Source organism: Candidatus Frankia nodulisporulans (genome assembly GCF_902806475.1).
GTDB classification, from domain to species: Bacteria; Actinomycetota; Actinomycetes; order Frankiales; family Frankiaceae; genus Frankia; species Frankia umida.
The window spans coordinates 1-1,538 of record NZ_CADCWS010000463.1 but is presented as its reverse complement, the minus strand read 5'-3'; the positions used below and the strand labels follow the sequence as shown (position 1 = coordinate 1,538).

1 protein-coding gene is annotated in these 1,538 nt (G+C 66.8%); it reads left to right on the top strand.

The window, feature by feature from the left end:
• Nucleotides 1–1,488: MFS transporter (locus G6R24_RS20815; RefSeq protein ID WP_225438880.1), on the top strand; the 1,488-nt coding region annotated here is incomplete at its 5' end.
• Between the last annotated feature and the right edge of the window lie 50 nt (nt 1,489–1,538).

Here is a 1,538-nt window from a genome sequence, read left to right as displayed (position 1 = left end):
CCCCAGTTCTGGGCGGACGGTGGACGTCGCACCGCGCGCCGTAACCTGTTCTGGTCCGTGGTCGCGGAACATTTCGGTTTCTCGGTCTGGGTGATGTGGAGCATTCTGGTCGTCAAGCTCGGGGCGAGTTCCGGGGGTGGCCTAGGCCCCGCCGGATTCTCTCTCGACACCGACCAGAAGTTGTGGCTGGTGGCCGTTCCCTCCGGCGTGGGAGCTTTTCTTCGGCTGCCCTACACCTTCGCCGTTCCCGTCTTCGGCGGACGAAACTGGACGGTGTTCTCGGCGCTGCTGCTGGTCGTGCCATGCGGGCTGATGATGTGGGCGGTACGGCATCCGGAGCTCTCGTTCGGCACACTGCTGATGATCGCCGCGGTGGCCGGCGTCGGCGGCGGGAACTTCGCGTCGTCGATGACGAACATCTCGTTCTTCTATCCGGAACGGGAGAAGGGCTGGGCGCTCGGCCTGAACGCCGCCGGCGGCAACCTCGGTGTCGCCGTCATCCAGAAGCTCGGTGCCACCGTCATCGCCGCCGGCACCGGCACGGCGCTCGCCCGGCTCGGCCTGATCTACATTCCGCTGGCCATCGCCGCGGCCGTCGGAGCACTGCTGTTCATGGACAACCTGCGTGAGGCCCGGGCCGACTACGGTGCCACCGCGTCCGCGGCGAAGCGTGGCCACACCTGGATCATGTCGTTCCTCTACATCGGCACCTTCGGCTCCTTCATCGGGTACTCCACCGCCTTTCCCGCCCTGCTGAAGAACCCCGGGCTCTTCGACCGGGCGGACGTCGCCCTCAGCTACGGGTTTCTGGGCGCGCTCGTCGGCTCGCTGGCCCGCCCGCTGGGTGGGCGCCTCGGGGACCGTTTCGGCGGTGCCAAGGTCACCGTGGCCGCGTTCGGTGCCATGACGATCGGCGGCCTGGGCGCGATCGCCTCCATCGGAGCGAAGGGGAAGATCCTCGAGCGGCCCAGTTTCGGGCTGTTCTTCGCCTCCTTCATGCTCCTGTTCCTGGCCAGCGGCATCGGAAACGGTTCGACCTACCGGATGATTCCCGCCATTTTCGCGGGTCGCGGCCTCGCCGCCGGCGGCTCCGCCGAGACCATGCGCCGCTCTCGTAAGGAGGCCGCAGGCGCGCTTGGCATCTGTTCGGCGGTCGGCGCATTCGGTGGATTCCTGGTCCCGATCATCTATGCCGAGTCGAACAAGGCCTACCACACTATTGCTCCCGCACTGTGGGTGTATGTCGGCCTTTTCTTCGTCATGGCCCTCGTCACCTGGTTGTGCTATCTGCGCGGCGGCGGTCCGGAATTCATCCCCGCCCCGCGGTCGGCCGTCGGCGATGTGCCCGCACACGATTCTTCTGAGGGTGAGATGGCCGCGCGGGAGGTATCCGTGGATTCTGGTCAGGTCGCCGCGCTGGCGGGGGAGTACGAGCGGATTTCGGTACCGCTGGAGGGTCATGATGCCGGGGCCGGTGCGCGGGGATAGTCGGATTCTGGCGCTGGTCGATGCTGTCTATGCGTCTTCCGGTTTCCACC